The organism is Streptomyces tubercidicus (assembly GCF_027497495.1).
Taxonomy (GTDB): domain Bacteria; phylum Actinomycetota; class Actinomycetes; order Streptomycetales; family Streptomycetaceae; genus Streptomyces; species Streptomyces tubercidicus.
This window is the reverse complement of record NZ_CP114205.1, coordinates 8,250,921-8,270,617: the sequence shown is the minus strand read 5'-3', so window position 1 is coordinate 8,270,617 and position 19,697 is coordinate 8,250,921. Positions and strand designations below refer to the sequence as shown.

10 protein-coding genes and 1 pseudogene are annotated in these 19,697 nt (G+C 67.2%); 2 read left to right on the top strand and 9 right to left on the bottom strand.

The features are described 5' to 3' along the window. Nucleotides 1-3: 3 nt before the first annotated feature. Nucleotides 4-339, bottom strand: coding sequence for a CU044_2847 family protein (locus tag STRTU_RS35795; RefSeq protein ID WP_159747248.1), 336 nt, complete (start codon nucleotides 337-339; stop codon nucleotides 4-6). A gap of 349 nt (nucleotides 340-688) precedes the next feature. Here STRTU_RS35795 and STRTU_RS35790 point away from each other — a divergent pair. Continuing rightward, nucleotides 689-1,140 (top strand): annotated as a pseudogene (locus tag STRTU_RS35790) (helicase associated domain-containing protein); the annotation flags it as partial. A 301-nt stretch (nucleotides 1,141-1,441) separates the two neighbouring features. Here the strand turns inward: STRTU_RS35790 and STRTU_RS35785 are convergent. From STRTU_RS35785 to STRTU_RS35750, 8 genes are all read right to left on the bottom strand, one after another. Next, complete coding sequence (locus STRTU_RS35785) at nucleotides 1,442-1,570, bottom strand: hypothetical protein (protein ID WP_269777054.1); 129 nt, start codon at nucleotides 1,568-1,570, stop codon at nucleotides 1,442-1,444. Nucleotides 1,571-2,669: 1,099 nt separating this feature from the next. Beyond that, nucleotides 2,670-9,167, bottom strand: a complete 6,498-nt coding sequence (locus STRTU_RS35780) for an RHS repeat-associated core domain-containing protein (RefSeq protein WP_159747247.1) — start codon at nucleotides 9,165-9,167, stop codon at nucleotides 2,670-2,672. 149 nt (nucleotides 9,168-9,316) lie between these two features. Continuing rightward, nucleotides 9,317-13,075: a laminin G domain-containing protein gene (locus STRTU_RS35775; RefSeq protein WP_246241473.1), complete on the bottom strand. Its 3,759-nt coding sequence runs from the start codon at nucleotides 13,073-13,075 to the stop codon at nucleotides 9,317-9,319. Nucleotides 13,076-13,196: 121 nt separating this feature from the next. Next, on the bottom strand, nucleotides 13,197-13,490 hold the full coding sequence (locus tag STRTU_RS35770) for a PDDEXK family nuclease (protein ID WP_246240068.1): 294 nt from the start codon (nucleotides 13,488-13,490) through the stop codon (nucleotides 13,197-13,199). A 573-nt stretch (nucleotides 13,491-14,063) separates the two neighbouring features. Further along, complete coding sequence (locus STRTU_RS35765) at nucleotides 14,064-14,480, bottom strand: hypothetical protein (RefSeq protein ID WP_159741858.1); 417 nt, start codon at nucleotides 14,478-14,480, stop codon at nucleotides 14,064-14,066. Nucleotides 14,481-15,259: 779 nt separating this feature from the next. Then, nucleotides 15,260-15,961 (bottom strand): helix-turn-helix domain containing protein, encoded by a 702-nt coding sequence (locus STRTU_RS35760; RefSeq protein ID WP_159741859.1) that lies wholly within the window; start codon nucleotides 15,959-15,961, stop codon nucleotides 15,260-15,262. Next, nucleotides 15,961-18,168: a hypothetical protein gene (locus STRTU_RS35755; RefSeq protein WP_159741860.1), complete on the bottom strand. Its 2,208-nt coding sequence runs from the start codon at nucleotides 18,166-18,168 to the stop codon at nucleotides 15,961-15,963. The genes STRTU_RS35760 and STRTU_RS35755 overlap by 1 nt, the downstream gene beginning before the upstream one ends. Before the next feature lie 21 nt (nucleotides 18,169-18,189). Next, nucleotides 18,190-18,789, bottom strand: a complete 600-nt coding sequence (locus tag STRTU_RS35750) for a DNA-binding protein (protein WP_159741861.1) — start codon at nucleotides 18,787-18,789, stop codon at nucleotides 18,190-18,192. A gap of 321 nt (nucleotides 18,790-19,110) precedes the next feature. Here STRTU_RS35750 and STRTU_RS35745 point away from each other — a divergent pair, with 321 nt between their 5' ends. Further along, on the top strand, nucleotides 19,111-19,638 hold the full coding sequence (locus STRTU_RS35745) for a hypothetical protein (RefSeq protein ID WP_159741862.1): 528 nt from the start codon (nucleotides 19,111-19,113) through the stop codon (nucleotides 19,636-19,638). Nucleotides 19,639-19,697: the final 59 nt, after the last annotated feature.

Here is a 19,697-nt window from a genome sequence, read left to right as displayed (position 1 = left end):
GCATCATCGCGGATCACGGGCGCCCCATTCCAGACGTACCGCGAAGTTGGCCTCACTGGCCGCCTTCGCCACCACGACGCCCGCTTCCGCAGATAGCTTGATCCCGAACTCCACGCTCACGGAGTTGGGTTGGCGTGCCAGGTCCCGGACGCTGTCAGCGACCGCCTCGACGGCTGGCCTGATGTGTGCGAGCGCCTCCTGGAGGGTCTGCGCGGAGCCGCGGACGACGCCGGATGCCGATCCGCGGCCCACTCGGTCGATCCCGCTGTCCTGCTGCCCGTCGATTTCGACTCGCACCGCGGTGCCATCGCTGAGCCGCATCTCCCCGATCCGCGCCATGTCATCTGTCTCTCTGTGAAGCCGCCACATACGTGTCCGGCCATCAATTCGCCTGGCCCATAGGGGCTTTTGAGCGATGTCGGCCGCATTCATATCGTGCCATCGTGGTAGGCCGTCCGTGTGCACGAAAGGTGGGGTATGCGGCGGGGGCGGTGCCTGGAATGGCCGGGCCGAAGCCGGGGTGTGCACCCTGTGGGGCCGTGTCCTGTGTGGTGGGGCGGTGTTGGCGCGGGCGCAGGAAGGGACAGTGGAGTTGGATCGTTCCGGGGGGGTGTGGGTCTGCCGTCTTGCCGGTCACCACAGGCTGCGGGGATGTATGCGAGGGGCTATCAGGGTGCCGGCCCGGTGCCACCAACGCGTCCTCGCCGACCTGATCGACGCCGACGGCGTCCTGCCCGACATCCCGCCCGGGGTGCTCTTCGACGGCGACGGCCTCGGCATATGGCTCCAGCGGCAGAAGGACCCAGCCACCTGGGCGCAGCTGTCCCCGAGCAGCAGGAACGGCTCTCCAGGTTGGGCGTACAGGCCGCTCAGAGGCCAGCTCTCACCCCGACGGCCAAGAGGCAGGGCAAGGCGCAGCAGGCGTTCCGGCGCGGCCTGGCAGCCCTCGCACAGTGGGTGGAGCGGGAAGGCCGGCGGCCGGTACCCCGCGGCCACAACGAACAGACCGCGGTCGATGGCGAGGAGGAGCCGGTGCTGGTGAAGCTGGGCGTGTGGGTCTCGAACACCAAATCGGGGCGGGACAAGCTCGCCCCCGAACAGCGCACCGCACTGCAGGAGCTGGGCATCGACTGGGTGTGAAGCATCAGTGGTTGTTCGGGGCCGGGAGCGTCAGGCTCTTGGCCGCACCTGGGCTCAGCAGGCCGGTGTGCCTACTTCGCGTTCAGGCTTCGGGCTACTGAGGTGATCACGCCCTTGTCGTCGAGTTGTCCTGTCAACGCGCCGAGGGCTGCACCCTGAACGACCGGTGTCCAGCGCGCCAGGGGCTACGCAGTGACTCCCGAAGCTGTCGACAGAGACAGCCGTGAGCTGGCATCAGCCAGCTCACGGCGGCGTCAATTGCTACTGCCGAGTTCCCGCAGTGTTCCGCCGCCGATCAGCGTCACCACTGCGGTGGCTGCGCCGGCAACTGTGGAGAAGCCGCCACCACTTGCCACACCCGCTCCAGCGACGGGTAGGTCAGCGCCAGTACTCCGCAGCCCACCGCGGTCGCGAACAGGGCCGCTGCCACTGCGCCCGCCGTACGCCAGGAGCGCCGCGTGAGTTGGAACAGGTCGGCTGGCTCATTCGCCTGCCTGTGGACTCACCGTCGGTGATGCGCGGCGGCGTCTCGGCTCAGCTCCTCGACGCTGCTGTCCTTGCACAGGCTCCCGGACGCTTGATCGTGCCCAAGCCGCCGACGGGGTTCTGCGTGTGGCGTCGTGCCGGGCACTCCGCGACCTATCGTCCCCTGGGCGCTTGGCAGCATTGGCGTTGGTCGTGCACCTCTCCCCGGCACCGCCAAGGGGGTCATCGAGGCGGACCGGCTGGGGCGCGTATGCGCGCTGACCCTCAGCTTTCTGGCGAGCACTCTCGATCGCCTGGTCGCTTCGGGAGCAGCGACGTCCTGGTCGTTCGATATGGGCGCTGGAGACATCACCTGGACTCTGTGCCTTTCCCTGACGAACAGGATTACCGAGGCAAGCTTCACGCACTCGTCTCCAGCGCTCGGCGCTGGAGCACACTCCCTGGCACATGCGACGGGCATGGACGGGTAGCCGGTCAGAATGGGGCACGGGATTGCGCTGGCGCAATCCTGTTCTTCATAGCCGAACCCATGGGCAGTGGCGCATACTTCTGCTCGCATTTCGACGCTGCCTGATACGGATGTCAAGGCAGAGCTGCACTCCGGTCTGTGAGTTCCTGCACCTCAGTGGAATACCCTGCACAGACAGCAGAAGGCGCAAGGCGACGGGCGCGCGGAAAGGGTGCAATAGCATCCTCAGCTCTGCGAAAGTGCTGCATCATGGATTGCTCGCGCGCCCGCCGACTCCGCATTCACTGGATCAGCGATCCCATCTATGTATAGCGGGTGTATTCGGGTACATCTGCCAACGCTCTCGGATCATCCATGGATCTCGCTTTGACGTCGGCCGGGGCCTTCACTCGCGACACGCTGATTCCGTGCAGGCATGCATTGCACCAGAGCAGAAAGTATCCGAGGCGCGTCTTCGGGTCGATGATGTACCTGTAATCCAGTTGCGCCTTGCCGCAGTGGGGACATGGAACATGTTCGCCTTCGGGGGCGGTAATGCTCGGGATGAGCGCAATCCACTTATCTCTTCGTTGCACTATCCGAGCCTCCCGTTGTAGTAGTTCCAGAATTGTCCCTCTGAAGCGTAGGCGGCTCTCTCCCAGGCGTGCTCCTGCTCAAGAGACGTAGCAGGCCCATAGGTGTCGATCTGCATGACATGCTGCCGCTCGTGCCCAATCGTCTTAGTGAGGTTCTCGGCTGACGAGAAGGCGTCTGGGTAAAGCGTGATGGTTCGATTCGGCGCAGTGTGTCCGTAGAGCATCCTTCCGACAAGATCCGCATCACGGTTGATTTTAACCTTCACACCGTCAAGGCCGACGCCTGCGCGCTGTGCGACTTTCTTAACTGTGCGCTTTTGCATGGGTATCGGCAGTTCTTGAAACGGCCCGATGTTCTTCCCTCTCCTGGCCAGCATCCCACCGACAGCAAGCTCACCAGTCTTGAAGAAGCCGGCACCGGGCACTGGCGTGAACGTGGCCCCCAGCCGTACGCCGTCGGAGAAGGCTGACGTTTCAAGACCGACTCCGCTTCCGGCCATTTCCTCGCGGATGGCGTCGCCCGCGCAATTGACAGAGCCGAAGATCTGAAAGACTTGACAGCCAACTGTGGCGGTGTCGACGATTCCGGTGAGGATTCCGCCCAACCAGTCCTTGTCGTCTCCGCGGGGGCCAGAGAGCCATCTCTTGTTGCAGCTGAAGCGATTGCAAGTGGAGCCCCAGTGCCCACTGTTGACGCTTCCAGCGCTGCTTGTGTATGCCGTACCGGATGAGCCTCCGCTATAGCAGCCAACAGAGCAGCCGGAGTGCCTTTCTCTCTCGGGATGATAGACAGATCCACTGCCTGGAACTCCGTTATTGCAGTGCTGCATGACACCGGTCATGCAGTCTGCGTTACCGAGCCCTGTTGGATCGGAGTTAGTGGTCGGGTTGTTGGAACTGTAGCTGTATCCGTTGAGGGTTTGAGGCTTATCGGTCTCGAGCAGGGGGTCGACGCTGAGGAAGGCGCCGGTGAGGGGGTCGTACTCACGGGCTCCGATGTGGGTAAGGCCTGTTCCGGTGTCGGCAGGCGCACCGAGGAAACTCTTGTCGTCGGGCCAGGCCGTGGGCGCGGTTCCGCGGGGCGCTCCGAACGGGGTGGTGTAACGCTTGGCGTAGCTGAAGGTGCCGGCGTCGATGGCCAGGCTTGAAGTGCCGTGGTGATCGGCGGCAAGGAAGGTCAGCTTCGTGCTGGCTCCACCGGTGGCGGTGCGCACCGCGATGTTCTTGCCGGCTGCGGTGTAGTAGCGGAGGCCTGAGAGTGCGCCCTTGGTGGTAAGACGTATTTCGGTGTCGCCGAAGTAGAGGGTAGTCACGCCGTCCGTGGCGGCGCGGCGAATGAGGAGGTCTCCGTTGGCGTCGTAGAGGTAGCCGGTGGTAGAGGGGGTGCCGGTGTTGTCAGGTTCCGTTGCGCTGGAGAGCTTGCCTTCGCTGTTCCAGTGAAGGGCTTGGTTGGCTTTGGAACCGGGGCGCTGGATGGTGTTACCGGTTTTGTCGTACGTGTACGTCTGGGTTTTGCCATTGGTTTCGGTGCTTGTCAGGGGGTGGGGCTGTTTGCTGGGTGTGCCGTAGCTGTAGGTGGTTATGGTGTCGCCTGATGTGGCGTGCTGCACCTGTTGTTTGCGTTGGCCTGCGGAGTTGTAGGTGTAGCTGGTCCAGTACGGTGCGGCACCAGTGAGGTTGGTGCTCGTGCGTCCGCCGGCGCTGCAGTCGTCGGTTTTCGGGGTCCAGGCCTCGCTGAGGCGACGGTACCCGTCATAGGCGAAGCACTGGTTGTCGATCTTCCCCGTGCCGCCGAGGGTGGTGGCGTCGGAGATGGAAGTGACGTTTCCTGCGTCGTCTTGACGGAAAACCAGGTCCTGGAGTCTGTACGGGTGCGTGTCGTCAGTGACGTAGGAGCGGGTCAGGCGGCGGGTGCCCGGTTCATAGTCGTAGCCGAGGTAGGTGTTCTTGGCTGAGGTGCCGGCGTTGGTGCCCAGGGTGAGGCGGCGTAGGTCTCCTGCGGGTGCGTAGTCTGCGCCTTGCAGGTAGCCGGTAGTGCCCTTGGCTGTGAGTTGCTTGCCTGTGGCGTTGTAGGTGTAGGAGACGGTCTCGGCAGGCAGGCCGGCTACTGCAGGTTGGGATGCCTGGCTGATTGTTCCGTCGAGGCGGTAACCGGTGGTGGTGGACAGGGTCTTGGGGACTCCTGCCTTGACGAGTGGATCGCTTTCCGGCAGGGAGAGCTGGCTTTCAGTGGCTTGGTAGAGGCTGTCGTAGCGGGTGACCTTTTGGATGTATGCCTTGCCGCCAGCACCCTCCTCGTAGCGGATGGAGGCATCAGGCTGGCCCTTGGCGAGTGCGTCGAACGTCCAAGCGGTGAGTTTGTTGGCATCAGTTTTGGACCCTTGCCATGTGCCGGTCTTTCGGCCCAGTTCGTCGTAGGCGTGAACCAGGGTTCTGTTCTCGGCGTCGGTAACGGTGGTGACCTGGTCAAGGTCGTCGTATGCCGTGCTGGTTGTGCCCTTGTCCGGGTCAGCTGTGGCGGTTTGACGGCCGAACAAGTCGTAGGTGTGAGACCAGGTCGGCTTAGTGGTGTCGGTCCCTGCAACGGGGCCGGTGACCGTTCTGGGCTGTCCGCCCGCGGTGTAGGTGTAGTTGGTCGCGACGTAGTCGGTGCCGGTTGGCGTGGGCCCGTCGTAGTCGAGGCGCTGAGTGGTCTGTCCGCGGGCGTCAGTGACGGTGGCGACGGCTTGGCCGCCGAGGGGCGCAGTGGTCGAGGTGGTGTCGCCGGTGTAGGTGGTTTGCGTGGTCCAGCGGGCTATGCCGTAGTTGCGGGTTACGGCCTTGATGGGGCGTTCGGCGCCGTCGTATGTGGTGTCGGTCTGGGTGGGTGCCTGGCTGCCCTCGGTCTGGACCGCGGTTCCGGAAGGATCGTTCTTCTCGTCCCAGATGTCCGACTGCGTGCTGGAGGCGAATCCGCGGGAGTCGTACAGGGTGAGGGCGATGAGACGTCCGCCGGTCGGTGACGGGGTTTGGACTTGGCGGATGCGCAGGAGGGAGTCGTAGATCTCGTAGGTGGTGTTGTAGCCGTTTCCGTCGCCGCGCAGAGTGCCGGTGGAGACCCAGGGCAGGTCGTTGCCGGCGAGGTGGTAGCCGTAGACGTAGTTGGGGGTCTTCTGGGCGAGGTGGGAGCGGTTGGGGAGCCAGACCTTGGTGACGCGGCCGAGGGAGTCGTATTCAGTTTCGGTGATCCGGCCGTTGGGGTCGGTCGCTTTGAGGGGAGAGCCTGTGGCCGGGTCAAGCGTGGTGGTGGTCTCGTAGCCCTTGGCATCGCCGGTGACTTTGGACAGTAGAGGCCCGCTGGTCGCCGGTGTGTAGGTCGTGGTGGTCTTGGTGTGGTCCCGGGCGTCCTTGACGAGGGTAGGGCGGCCGAGGGCGTCGTAGTCCGTGGTGGCGGTCTTCTGCCAGGTGGGGGTGTTGGCTGTGTCGTAGCTTTTGGCGCGGGCGGTCCACTGGGCGTCGCCCTTGGTGGGTTTCTGGTTGGCGGACCAGGTGGTGGTGTCGTAGGCGGTGGCGGTGTCGGAGATGACGTCGCCTGGCCTGCTGCTGTCTGCGGGCAGGTCGAGGTCTGTGTCTGATGTGGTGCAGGGCTTGGCGGTGGTGCGCGTGCGGGAGACCAGGGAGGTCAGGCCGTCATCGTTGCGTGCGTACCAGGTGCGGGTGCAGGTTTCGTCCCCGTTTTTGGCGTCGTCGCCGCGGTCTTCGGCGGTCTGCGGCATGCCCAGGTCGTCGTAGGTGGTGGCGGTGGTGCGGATCCGGTCGGTGGGGGTGATGCCGCTGGTGATGGCGGTGCGGGCGTGGGTGGCGCCGGTGCGGGTGAAGTAGGCCTCGGTGTCGGCGTAGGACTTGTGTTGGGTGGCGGTGCGCTTGGACCAGGGGTCGTTGACGGTGCCGGAGGTGTAGGCGGCGTTGTTGTAGGTCGCTGTTTCGCGGGTGAAGCCCGTGTACTGCTCGCTGTCGGTGATGTCGGTGGCTTTGATGCCGGTGACGGTGGCAGTGCGGCGCTTGTCGGGGTCGAGGGTCTTGCCGTCAGCGGCGAGGAGCCGGTCGCCGTTCATACCGCGCATGTAGACGGTGGTGGTCTTGGACTGTGTGCCGGAGGGGTCGCCGGTGAGGTGGGTGACCTGTTCGTAGCCGCGCCAGAGGGACCAGGTGCGTTCTTTGGCGGGGGTGAGGGGGTCGTCGTTGTAGTGCCAGGCACCGCCGCCTGAGTAGGTGTAGGTGTGCTGGACGGCGACGGACCCGCCGTGCGGGTCGGTGGTGGAGACGGAGGTGACTCGGTACTTCTGGAACCAGTCCAGTTGCGGGTCGGCGGAGCCTCCGTTGGGCTTCCAGTAGACGGGGTAGCAGCGTCGGGTGTTGTGGTCGGCCTTGGGCATGGTCTGGCCGGCAATGCAGTCGGCTTCGGCGTAGCTGACGATGGTCTGTGCGCCGGCTTCGGACGTGACGGTTTTCAGGCGGGGCTTTTCGAGGGAGAGGATGTTGTCGCTGGCACCGTCGACGCGGTTGGGCTTGAATTCGTGATCGAGCCGGACCGGGCCGAGGGCGATGTCGGTGCCGCGTTTGCCGGTGTGCTTGATCTCGTCCAGCCACAGGGACTGGTCGGAGGAGTCGCCGGTGTCGCCGGGATCGAGGTACTGCTGCTTGAGGTTCCAGGCGTCGATCGGCGCATAGCCGGGGGTGGTGGCGGTGGTGTCCCAGGCGTAGGTGGTGAGGCTGGTGAGGCGCTTGCGGGTGAAGAAGGTGGGGGCGACGTTGCCGGTGCATTTGTCGTCGTCCTTGCAGACGGCGTCGAAGGGTACGTCGGGCCAGTTGTCGCGGGTGTCCTTGGTCAGGGAGTCACAGCCGTCTCCTGTGGCGGTGCAGCGCTCGGTGTAGTTGAGGACGACCTTGTTGGAGGCGGCGGGGGTGGCGGAGAACAGGGAGCCGGCGCGCTGGCCGTAGCGGATTTCTTTGAGGTAGCCGCCGCGGGTGTAGGGGGTGGCGGTGTTGTCGTCGCCGAGCTTGTCGTAGTTGTTGGTTTCGGCCTGGTACCAGTAGGTCATGGCGTTGGCGTGGGTGTCCTGGACGAGGTCCAGGTTCCAGCGCCAGGCCTGTTTCTTGTCGCGTTTGGCGAACGTGGTGCCGTTGTCGTAGCCGGGCTCGTCCTTGTCGTCGCCGAAGACGGGGGCGGTCCATACCGAGTCGGTGCGGTCGTCGGCTCCGGCTCCTGGGAGCTTGTTCAGACCGAAGGTGTAGGTGGTGCCGTCTGCTGTGGTGACGGTCCAGTATTCGCCGTTGTCGTCACTGTTGTCGGCACCTGTGTGGTGGGTGACGAGGGAGGCGTCGTCGTTCTTCAGGTGCCAGTGGCCGGTGGTGTCGTCCTTGACGAGTTCGGTGGCCTTGCCGTTCAGCACGAGTGAGGCGTTGTCGTACTTCCAGCACTGGTCGAACTTGTCGTCCTGGCCGTCGTCGTCGCAGGAGCCGTACTTGCGCTCGATGTAGGAGGAGGTGAGGTCGAAGCCTTCGCCGATCGTGGTGCCCTGGTTGTTGGTGCTGGCGGTGCGGCCGTCGACGCTGCCGGAGTCGTAGGAGATGTTCAGGTCCGGAGTTGGTCCGGCTGCGGCCGGTGGAGTGCGCAGGGGGTAGGACCAGGTGAAGGAGCCGGAGGAACCGCCGGCTTCCCAGGTGGAGGAGGCTGCGAGCGGGGTGGCTTTGTAGTCGCCTGCCCCGGATTTGGTGCCGGCGGCCAGAGCGAGCACCATCTTCCGGCCGCCGGCACCTGCCTTGAATGTGAGGGGGGCGGTGATCTGCTGGCGGGCGCGCTGGTTGGTGAAGCGCTGGGGGCTCAGATGGCGGCATGCTGGCTTGTCTGGCGTGGTGAGTGCACAGGTCGGCAGGCTCATCAGGCGCAGTCGGCCGGCGTAGTCACCGCCGTAGGCGGAGGCGAAGGCCGCGTAGTTGATGCCGATCTGGGTGCTGCCCCCGCGGGCCGGCCCGGTGGCGGTGAGAACCACGCCCTTGAGGCCCAGGGCGTGTGAGGTGTCCTGCCCCAGGACTGCGACCTCGATCGTGTTGGCGCCGCGGGTGGTGCGTTTGGTGGGCTTGGTCAGGGTGATGGGCAGGTCACCGGGCTTGGCTTTGGCGTGAGCGACCGTGGTGGTGAGGCGGGCCGTTCCAGTGGTTGGCCAGGTGGTGGTGCGCTGTTGGTCGGTGCGAGCACGCTGTCGGTCGGCCGTGTCGGCTGCCGCTGCCTTGCGTAACTGGGCGGCGGTGCGGGGATCAGGTTTGGCAGTGAGAGGTTTGGTGCTGGCTGCGCGTGGTGCGGTGAGGCTGGGGCGGCCCAGGGGGTCAGGGGCGGCGGCGAAGGCGACGGGCGAGATCAGGCCTGGCAGAAGGGTGAAGCTCAGTGTGACGGCGATGCGCTGGGTCCAGCGGCGCCCTCTGGGGGGCGTGGAGCGCGGCAGGTCGGTGGTGTACATGTGGGTTCTCCTTGCGCCCGCTGTTGCGGGGCGCCGGTCATCAGCCCGGTGGTGCAAGCCGGGGCAGCGTGAGGTAGGTGGAGAGACTGCGTGTTGCGGCGGCAGTCGGGACGGCTGCGCGGCTGCCGTCCCGACTGCTGTTGCTCCGCTCAGGCGTCGTCAGGGGCTGCCAGCACCTGGGAGCGGACCTGATCTGCGGTCATTGCGCCGGTCCACACGCGCAGTTCGGCCAAGGCCCCGGGGAGGTAGTGGCTGGTGGTGCCGGCCAGGCGGGCGTTGCCTGCGGTGAGGTCTCCGCTGCCTTGCTGGGGGGTGGCGAAGCCTGCTTCACCTTCGGGTTGCTGTGGGAACTGGCCGATGTATAGATGGGTCATGCCCAGCTGCTGTTGGCCGTCGTCGTCGGTGAAGGTCTCGGCGGCGTCGAAGACTCCGGTGAGGTCCACCCAGCTGTTGAGTTCCTTGGGGCTGATGGGTTCTTGTGCGGTGACCAGGCCGGTGTCGGTTACTTTGCCGGTGGCGTCGACGGCGGTGCGGCCGAACTTCCACAGGTAGGTGTCGGCTGCTGGTTTCTCCACCCACAGGGCCCAGGAGGATTCCTTGCCTGCCGGTGCGGCCTGGGAGAAGACCGCGGCGCGGTAGCCGACGGGTTGTTTGGCGAGGCCGGCTGAGTCCAGGCGGACTCGGGCGGAGACTGTGAAGGATCCTGTCTCGTCGACGACGGGCCCGGTGGCGGTTGCGTAGCCGGTGGAGCCGTTGAGGACCAGGGACTGGTCCTGGCCGTCCTCGTCCTTCAAAGAGGCGCCCGTGGCGGAGAATTTCAGCGGACCGCGGCCGTAGGGGAAGCCGGTGCTGCTCGGGTCGTCGGGGTCTTCGGGGCTTTCGCGGACGCTTGCGCCCTGGGAGATGGCGGCGTCCCAGTGCCCGACGAGTTCATTGGCAGGGACGCCGTCCTGCTCAAGGGCAGCTTCCTGGTGCAGTTCGTCGGCGTTCAGCGGGCGCTGCCACAGGGCAACTTCGTCGATGCGGCCGCGCCAGTTCTCGCCGTAGAGGTCGGCGACCTTGCTGCGGCCGAACTGCAGTCCTTCGGAGGCCGTCCACGGCTTGTAGGTGCTGACGGTGCTTGCGGTGACGGGTTGGCCCTGGGGGCGTCCGTTGACGAAGAGCTGGATGGTGTCGTTCTTCGGGTCGGCGTCGTGCTGGGTGTCGAAGACGCCGGCCAGGTGGGTCCAGACTCGCGTTGTGGGATTGGGGCTGTCGGCCGGGGAGCGGATATAGGAGGCGGTCTTGCTGTCCTGGTCGGTGCGGTTGAACACCCACTTGCGGGTGGTGGCGGAGTAGTACAGCGTGAAGGCCGAGGCGTGTTCGCCCGGTTCGGTGAGCACCACGTGGTTCGCCGTGGTGTCGGTGAGGTAGACCCAGGCGGAGACGGTGAACGAATCTCCGGTGTTGAGGGCTGGTGTGCTGGTGGCCGCGTAGCCGTGTTGTTTGTTCGGGTCGGCGCTGTCCATCCACAGGGAGTAGTCGTGGGCGCCGCGGCGGGCGAGTGTGGACCAGCCGGCACCGGTGGTGTAGAGGGTGGCGTTGTGGCGGGTTCCCACGGTGGCTCTGTCGGCGGCGGTGGTGATGGCCGAGCCGGGAGGGGCGTCGTCGAAGTGCCAGCGGCCGGTGTTGCCTTCGGCGGGCGAGGCCTTGAAGACGTATTCGCTGGGTGGTCCGTAGCGGACGCGGCCGTCGGCGTCGAGGTCGGTGGCTTCGACGGAGAGGACCTGGGTACCGGGCAGTGACGGGGTGACGTCCTTGACGGCGGGGGTGGCTCCGCTGACGGTCTTTGCGCCCTTCTTCGACGTGGTCAGCAGGCGGTAGCGGTAGCCTTTGACGCCGGATTCGCCGCTGTGGGGCTTGAAGGTGAAGGCGCCGGCGATGCCGGGACCGCCCTTGGGTTCGCACAGGCTGGTGGTGCATTCGGTATACGGGCCGGTGCTGGTGATCTGTGGCGCCTTGGGGGCGCTGGTGTCGATCTTCAGGTAGCACCAGGAGGAGTAGGGGGAGAACAGGTCACCGGACTTGGATCCGTAGTACCAGTGGGACTGGGTGCGGGACTTGAAGCGGTAGAGGCCGCCGTCGGCGCGCTGGCTTGTGACGGCTTTTTCCAGGGTGCCGTCAGGGTCCCAGCCCTTGTCGGGTTTGTAGTCGCTCCAGACCTTGTCCCATGAGCTGCCGTTCTTGCGTTCCATCCAGAACTCGGCCTGCAGTGAGCCTTTTTCTTCGCCGTTCTTGGGCTGCACTTTCGTTTGGACGCGTGCCTGGACGGTGGGGGTGGCGGTGGTGACGGTCAGCGGGTCGGAGGAGGAGGTGCGGCAGTAGGCGGTGGTGCCCGTTGCGGGGATGGCGCCGACGGAGGTCGGCAGGCCTGGCCGGGGCACGTAGTTGACCTTGAGCTCGGCGTTGTCGTCGAAGCGCTTCCACGCCCGGGGTTCGCTCTCGTCCGTTGCGCGCAGCATCAGCGTCAGGCGGTGGATCTTGCCGTCGGCGAAAGAGCGGACGGTGGAGGCGAGGTTTTCGTCGCTCTCCTGGGGGTTGTCGTTGAACTCCACCCAGGTGTCCGGCTGCGCGGGTGAGCAGTTCTTGTCGCGTCCGGCGGAGATGTAGCGGTCGCCCATGTGGTCGAGCGTCTTGGGTCCGGGCCAGCGGGTGCCTTCGGAGATGTTGTCGGTGCGCTTGAGGTCGACCCAGTACGGGGTGCAGTTGAACGACCAGGTCTCGTGGGCCCGGAAGGTGGCGTCGATAACGTACTTGCCGCTGAGCTTGGTCGGGGCGAACTCGAAGTACATGCGGTCGGTGTAACCGGAGCCGCAGTAGTAGCCGTCGGCGTTGCCGCACTTGCCGACGCCCATGGGCTTGTCGAACTGCCAGAACTTGTCGCCGTCGGAGGAGAGTTTGGTGCGCTCGGACACTCCGAGGCCGACGGGCGGGTCGATGTAGACGGGGTAGACGGTGTCCTTGCCGCGCAGCAGGTCCAGGTCCGGTGCGACGGAGACAGCGCTTGCGGTGACGGTGACGGGCAGCTCGGCGCTGGCGGCCCCATCCCCCGGGTGCGTGGGGTCGCCCCCTTCGGTGCCTGGCTGCTCGGCGGCCGTCGGCTGTGAGGGTTTCCCGCCTCGCTGTTCGGCAGCTTTGGACTTGGGTGAGGGAGGCAGTGTGCCGCCTGCTGAGTCCCACATCTGACCAGCTGGTCCGGTGAAGACGGCGTTGCCGTCGGAGTCGACGGCGCGCAGGCCACCGCCGGCACCGGGGATGACGCTGAGGCCCTTGGCGGAGGCGGTGAGCTTGATGTTTTCCAGCTCGGGGCTGTGCGCAGCTTCGGCTGTTTTGACGACGAGAACCTCGCGGTATCCCTCGGCGGTTGCCGTGAGCTGCAGGTCAACGTCCTTGAGGACATGGGCGTACGTGGCGGTTGCCCCGTTCAGCGCCGGGGTGGGTAGCGTGCCCGGCCAGCCGAACTTCATGGACTGCTCGTCCGTGCCTAACTGCAGCATGCCTGCCCCGGGCCCGCCGCCGGAGAAGTCCAGGTTCACCACTGCGGACTTCGGGCCTACGGTCCCGTCGGTGCGGCGTACCAGTGTGGTGTCGATGTTCTGCCACGAGCCGTCAGGTGCCTTTGCTCGCTGGGGCGTCGTGGACTGTGTCAGTGTGAACGTTCCGTCAGGATTAGCGACGGTCTGCGAGTACTCGGTGCGCTCTGACGTGACCTCCACCGGCTCGCCGGTCGCCCCGGCTCGCTGCAGTGCGGACTGCGTCATGGTCGAGGTCTTGCCGGCTGCGGTGGCTTGCGGTGGCGCGAGCGCGAGCACCGGAAGCGACGTCAGGAGCGCCGCGGTGGTGACGCTGGCTATGCCGCGTCTGGTCATGCTTCTTCGTGCACCGTGAATCCGGTGCCCCCACCCCAAACTCACAGTCCCCACCCTGAGTTCATATTCATTCACAGAAACTTCACAGCTGCGCGAGTTAACCCCGCCCCCAGTTCCACCGTCAAGCGTGACCCCCGTCACGTGACCAATACGCGTCATCGCCGCCCGGGCCGCCTCGGCGGCGCCACCGCACCCCTGATCCGACGTTGCCGCCGACCCTGGTGTGCTTGGCCTGCAGCACAATGCGGCCTCGCTGCCGGCCGCCGCCGATGACGTCGGCGGCCTGGTCGCCCTGACGGCCGACTTTGCGGGCCGACCAGCCGTCGCGGGTGAGCAGATCACGCAGCGCGATGTCGGATTCCTGGTCGTTCATGGCGTCGACTTCGGCGAGCGTGATCCGCAGCAGCGCAAGCATGGCGGTGCGGGTTCGTTGTGTGCGTGTGGAGCGCAGAATGCGCCATAGTCCGTACCCGAGGCCGCCAGCTGTGAGGGCGCCCAAAGGGGCCATGCGCGGACCACTGCACGGCGCGCGGCGAAAGCCGTCTGCACCACCAAGGTCAGTGCCGCCACGGCAATGACAGCAGCCGCAATGTGCTCGCCAGTACCGCGCGGCTTCCGCAGCCGCGGCCGACGCCTGGCCATCACCGCGTGGCCGACGGAGATGCCGCAGGCCGCGGCGAGACCGGATGGCCGGCTGCTTCCTCGCCTCCGAAGCCGAAGACCTGCCCCCGAAGCCAGACCCTGCGATGAGTCCGGCGATCATCCAGCCGCTCGTCTTCTTCCCCGCGGGCGCGGGTTGCGCAGGAAGGGCTTCCGCCGGCCACCATCGGTCCCGCTGCAAGAGCGGGGCCTCATCCGTCGTGGAGCAGGCGGACTCACATGGCGAAAAAAGGAGCGTGTTCGAATGTGCTCAGGCCGGCAGACGCACCCGAGCAGCCAGGGCGGACTGTGGTGCCCCACAGGTGCGGGTCGCTTCGTGAGCGCGGCTCTATGACAGAAGTCGCGACAGCAGGTAGAGGACTGCCAAGGCTCCCAGGACTGTTGCGGCAATCTGCCAAGTCCGTTGCGGCGAGGGCAGGATGAAGACCTGGAGCGAGGTCGGGCCAGGGTAAACGTAGTAGACCCGATGCCGGTGTTCGGGCACAACCACCCGGGCCAGCGGCAGGTACCGCACGTCGGCCTCTCGTGCGATCTCACCGTCACGCGGCTTGAGGCGCGGCTTCAGCAGAGCCTTGAAATCGGCCTCGAGGCCGTCAGGGACAGAATCCTTGTGGGTGAGGAAGGTCTTGCGCCAGTCGCCGTACTCGCGTGCGTGCTGCCGCGCCACGTATGGCAGGCCCGACTCGGGCCACTTGATCTTCTCGGTCCGTGGCTGCCGGTTGATGATGCCTTCGGTCCACGTCACGGTGTGGCCGGTGCCCGCGCATCGCTTATGGGGCTCGGTTCCTGCGCCATCGCAGTTGGGACACTCTCGTGTCCCCCCGCCCCGGCAGGTCGAGCACATGGCGTGTCCGCGGCCTCGGCATGTGGCGCATGCAGCCTCGGCCGCCCCGCACTGTTTGCACGTGGCCCGCTCGTCCGCTGCCTGCCGGTGTTCTTCGGGAGCCTTCCGGATGCGGTGGCCCGTGCCGTCGCAGCGTAAGCACGCGTCGATGCCGCGGCAGTCGCTGCAGGAAGTGGTCGCCGCACAGGGCAGGTCCCCTCGGCCCTGGCAACGCGAGCAGGTCACTTTCCCGTTGCCGCAAGGGCAGGACTCCTCTTTTACCGACCCTCGTTGCACGAGCTTGTGTGTCGTCGCGACGGAGAGATCCTGCGGTGGGGCAAGGGGGTGACGCCTCAGCCTGTCGTACTGCGGGCGGCCCGAGAGGTCGAGTCGGCCGCGGTGAATACGCTCGTCCTCGGTACGGGTCTCCATGCACCGCACGACCGTTCCCTCAAGGAGCGAGTGCCAGGTGATCTCTCCTGAAACCGGCAAGCCCACCTTCGACGCTTCCCCACGCTCGGCGATGTGCTGTCGCACGGCTTGCAGGATGTCCGTCTCGCTCAGCATGAGCCCCCCCTGTTTCAGCCGCGGGTACTTTCCCAGAGACCGTGGTGGGCACCGTAGCCAAAACGCACCACGGGTCAGTGCCGAACCGGGCAATCCGTGCGGCCGGCCGGCGTGCCCCTTCGCTTGCGCGGGTGTCAGCGGGGTCTCCAGGTGCGGATCTCCAGGTGGGTGATGTGGGCGTCGGGGTGGATGCGGCCGGTCTCCAGGAGCCAGTGCTGGACGGCTGCGGTCACGTCGCCGCCTGCTGCGTCGACGCGTTGGGCGAAGTCGGTGGCGTCGAAGCCTCCGGTGGTGGCGGATCCGTAGGAGCGTTCTTCGGTGTGGTCGGCACGTTGGACGACGTCGCGGCGGATGCCGGGTGAGTCCGCGCGGCTGCCGGAGGCCAGGGTGAACCCGCTCTTCGGCATACGCACCGTGAAGGCGAGGCGCAGCCTTTGGCGGGCTGCTTCGGCGATCAGGGGGCGTAGGCGGGCTGCGCCGGAGGCGATGGCTTGGGCTCCGGCGCGGCCGGTTCCGGTGCCGGTGGGGGTGATGAGGACGGCTTTGGTGCGTACGCGGGCGCGGGTGCCGGCGGCGGTGGTGCGGCGGGTGATGTGGGGGGCTGCGAGAGCGGCGAGTTCGGCTGTGTCGGTGATGCCGGCGTGGACGGCGGCCAGGGCGTGGCGGAGGGCGGGGACGAAGGCGGCGCCCTTGTGGCGTGTGTAGAACTGGGAGACGAGGGAGGCGTCGCGGTTGATGATGTGGGCGATGTCCCGTTTGGTGTAGCCGGCGGCGCGGAGTTGGTCGGAGAGCTGGGCTGCTTCGTTCAACTCAGGGGTGCGGCGCTGGGGTGGCATCAGGCGTCACCGCCGGTGCGGGTGCGGTGGAGGGCGGTGCGTCCTGCGTCGCGCAGGGCGAGCAGTTCGTCCTCGGTGGTGGGGGCGGGGACGGGTCCGGTCAGGTGGCCTTTGTGGAGGTATTCGCCGGGCTGGCCGTGGTAGGGCCAGTTCTGGGGTGCGGTGAGGTAGACGGCGTCGGTGCGGAAGGCGACGACGGTGCCGGGGGGTGCGTGGAGGGCGCCGACGTGGGTGTTGTCGTCGCGCATGCGCATGGACAGCAGGGCGGCGCGGGCGCCGGACCAGATGGTGGCGGCCCATTCGGGGTGGGCGTTGGGGTCGCGGGAGAAGCCGGTGGGGCGTTGCCAGGTGACGTGGTCGTCGTCGAAGCCGATGATTTCGGCGTCGGCGGGGATGTCGCGCTCGGCGGTGCGGGGGGTGGTACCGGTGACGGTGCGGGGGCGTTGGGCGAAGGAGCCGATGCCGTACAGGAGCAGGGAGCGCACAGCGCGGGAGGCGAGGTGGGCGGCCTGGCGGTGGGTGGGGTCGCCGTGGAGGTCGGCTTGGGCTGAGAGAGAGGCCCAGGCTTCCTTGAGTTTCCTGGACCAGTCATCCAGGGGCTTGCCGTCTTCCCACAGCAGGCCGTCGAGGATTTCGACCTTCCACGAGGCCAGGGGGTTGGACAGGGCGGTGTAGACCTCGGGGCCGCCGGCCCAGGTGGTGAAGGTGGTGCCGGGGGTCCGGGGGTAGTGCCAGGCGCGTTCGCCGGGGGCGGGGGCCGGCAGGATGCCGACGTGGTTCCAGCCGTCGGGGACGGTCACGCGCACCTGCCAGTGGCCGCAGCCGAAGAGGGCCTTGGTCTGCTCCTTCTCGCTCCAGGAGGCGAAGGTGGCGGCGGTGATGCGGCGGGGGGTGCCGACGGGGGATTTCCAGGTGTGCTTGGCGTAGGCGAAGGTGCGGTCGTACTCGACGAGGGACGGCAGCTGGTCGGGGACGTCGGGTGGGGTGATCAGTTCGGTGCGGCCCTGGCCGGCGGTGGCGTGCAGGAGGCCGCGCAGTTCTTCGGACAGGACGGGGTAGCCGTCGGAGAACTGGCCTCGGGCGGGGATGGTGCGGGTCCACAGGTCGCGGCCGGTCTGGGAGGGGGAGCCCATGATGACGGCGTCGGGCCAGTGGGATCGTAGGGCCTTCCACAGCAGGACGAAGGCGTCGCGGATGGTGGTGGGGTCGGCTCCGTCGGGGTCGAACCACTCCCCCACCGACCGGATTTCGACGTGCTGGTCTGCGCTTTCGCGCTGGTAGCGGCCGACGGGGTGGCGGGCGTGGACGAAGTGCCCGGCCATGCGGTCCTTGCCGCGGCCGGTGTCGGTGCGCCACCCGGGGATGGGGGCGTTCAGCCAGGCGGCGACGGCGTCACGCAGGAACGGGTATCGCCCGGCCTCACGGTGCCAGGGGTCGCCCGCGGTGAGGTAGATCCGCTCCACGCCCTCGGGGATGGTGTGGAAGACGGCCTGCAGGATGTCGGCCGCCGACCGGCTGCCAAGATCGAGGCGCGTGGCCTGGTCTCGGTAGACCAGCATGCCGGTGGCGGTGTCGAGGAAAGCGGTGGAGCGGGCCTGCTGGGTGAAGTTCGGCCGGGTGGAGGCCAGATGGGCGGTGTGACCGACCCAGCGGTCGCCCTCAGGCCCCTCCGGCAGAGAAGGCAGCGGCCGCGGCACGCCGGCAGCAGCCAGTGAGGACGGCGTGCTTGCCGGAGGTGGCTGTGGGGCGGCCGCGGGCGCCTTCGCGGCCGGGGCGGCGTGGGCCGTGGCAGGAGGGGTCTCGACTGGGGCCGGCGTGGACGGGACTGCGTCGGCGGGCGCCGGTGTTCGGGGGCCGCGGGTCATGGGCGGAGCAGCTGCTCCCGGAGCCGGCTCAGGCGTCTGTGCGGCGCAAGGCTCCTCAACAGGTTGCGCGTGGACGTCAGAGTCGGGAGCAGCCGGCGCAGGCCGCGCGGGAGTGGTGAGACTGTCCGGTGCCAGGATGGGGGCGATGGCGACGACTTCCGCGAGGCTCATGCCGGCCGCTGGCGCGATCCGCTCGGCCTTGGCTTTCTCGTACCCGGCCAGCGCGGTAACGCGGCGGGCCCGTTCCGTCTCGAGCTTTGCCACCTCGGCCTGCTTCTTCTTGATCTCGTCACGCAGGGTGCGCAGTTCGGCGAGAGAGGCGGTGTAGGCCTTGCTGTCCATCGCAATCCCTTTTGGAGTGGGTTAGTTAACGGCGTTGCCTGCAGCGACATAGGCGATCGCCCCGCCGGAGTGAGAGGCAAGGCGGGTGCCCAGCAGCAGGTCTGCGACGGCGCGGTCCTGGGCTGCGGGAGCAGTCAGGTGTTTCGTGGGGCCGGTGAGGTCGGTGATGTAGCCGGCCAGGACAGCATCGGGAAAAGCGTGTCGGCCCTGCTCGTTCTTCTCCCAGCGGGATAGTCCGGTGAGGACGGCGACGACATACCCGGCAAGGGTCACCGGCAAGATTTTCCCAGCTGCGACGCTCGCCGCGTCGCACCGCCACCAGCCACGCAGCGCCTTGAGAAGGTCTTCAGGCGTGAGGGAGGCTGCGAAACCGATCCAGTCACGGTCCGGATCGTGGGCCCGTTGAGCGACGTCCACCCGCAAGACGGCGAGCTCCCGGACGTCCAGCTGCTCCAGGGGGGCACTGTGCCGTGCGCCGAGGGCTTGGACCATCCCGAGGGGGGCCATGACGCGTACGCCGCGGCGTGACAGTCCCGGCAGCAATTCGGCACGCACGAGACGGCGGAACGTGGTCACGGCACAGCCAAGTTCTTCAGCAGCCTGACCTGTTGTCAGCAGCACACGCACTCCAGCAGGCGGACTCAGATATCTGATTCGGCTATGACACTAGCCGGATGAGTAACCCGGGTCAAAGAAAGGCACATCGATAGCTGCGAGCCACGAGCGCGCTTCGCTCCCGCCGCGCGCGCCGAACGCGCCCGTCAGCGGCAGGTGCCCGGGCGCGGCGACGGCCAGCGCTGGAGCGCCGAAGACGCCCTGGGCGAGAGGGAGTTCGCCGCGTTGATGCGCACCCTGCACCGTGAGGCGGACGTTTCGGGCGGAGCACGGCCTGTTCCCGCTTGGCCGGCCCTGACCGAAGCCAGCAACAGATCGTCGCCGAGCGTGCCCTGTCGTTTTGTGTGCCGGTCGGACGCCGCGGACGAGGCCGGTGCCGACCTGATCACCGACGTCTGCCGGGTGGTCGAGGCCTGCGACCTCACCCTGCTCGATCGGGTGCCGGCCGCGCACTGGCTGCAGTGGCTGCCCGGTTTGTGGAAGGTGCCGGGCGGCTACGCGCTGCTGTCTTCGGCGCTCCAGCGGGCCGCCGCACACGACGAGGGCGCCACGACCGCGTTCCTCACGCGGACGATGACCTCGGACGTCACCGTCGTCGCCTTCCATCAACGGCATATGCGACTGCCGCAGCTCAGTGCGCAGGCGCTGGACTGCCTCAACGAGGGGCACCCCCGGCCCACGCCCTGGCCGCGCTTCTCGGCATCGCCGCCGCAGCGCTGCCCGCAGAGACGGCCGAGACGGCCCTCGGTCTGCTGCAACGCAGCGTTGCCGTCTGCGCGGACATCGGCACGGATGCCTCCGCTGACCGGGACACCGCGGTGGCGTCAGGTGCCTGCCTGGCGGCGTGCCAGATGACTGCACCCATGTTCGACGCCCTGATCAAGATTTTCGAGGACGACGTCCTGCCCGCGCGA